Raw genomic sequence first — 626 nt, forward strand, 5'->3', positions numbered from 1 at the left:
CGGGCGTCAAGAGCCACGTTTCCTTCGGACTGGCAAAGACAAACATCGCGGAAGACCAGCAGATTAACATCCTGGCCATTGCGGACTATATGAAGCAGTACCCTCAGTCAAAGGCAACCGTCACCGGTTATGCCGACAAGGGGACGGGTACTTCAAAAATCAATGCCGAACTTGCCCAAAAGCGTGCACGCATTGTGGCCGACGAACTGATTAACAGGTACGGCATCAGTGCGGACCGTCTGAGTGTGGACAGCAAAGGTTCCGAGGTACAGCCGTTTACAACCAACGACTGGAACCGTGTAGTGATTATGATTGCGGAATAAGAGAGCCGCCGTTATAATATTTTGGTGAAAAAGAAAGAGTGGTTCTCCCATGGGAGGACTGCTCTTTCGTTCGTTATCAGCAACTCTTCTCTAAAAAACGATTCCATTCCTGCAAGATTCGGCCTCTCTAAATAAATTCATCCGCCTTCTTGTCCGGTTCCCATTAAAAGATTATCTTTGCTAAAAATAAAGCGGTATGGGAAAATTCATCAATCCGTTTACGGACGTAGGTTTTAAGAAGATATTCGGTCAGGAGGTCAGCAAGGATTTGCTGATAGACTTCCTGAACGACCTGCTGGTGGG

The 626-nt window shown here is 47.4% G+C and carries 2 protein-coding genes; both read left to right on the forward strand.

What is annotated here, in order from left to right; genetic code table 11:
• Positions 1–323, forward strand: a 323-nt coding sequence (locus IR173_RS17980; protein WP_237040833.1) for an OmpA family protein, incomplete at its 5' end; no start/stop codon positions are given.
• A gap of 196 nt (positions 324–519) precedes the next feature.
• Positions 520–626, forward strand: a 107-nt coding sequence (locus IR173_RS17985; protein ID WP_237040846.1) for an Rpn family recombination-promoting nuclease/putative transposase, incomplete at its 3' end; no start/stop codon positions are given.

The sequence above is a fragment of the Phocaeicola faecalis genome (assembly GCF_021730445.1).
Taxonomy (GTDB): domain Bacteria; phylum Bacteroidota; class Bacteroidia; order Bacteroidales; family Bacteroidaceae; genus Phocaeicola; species Phocaeicola faecalis.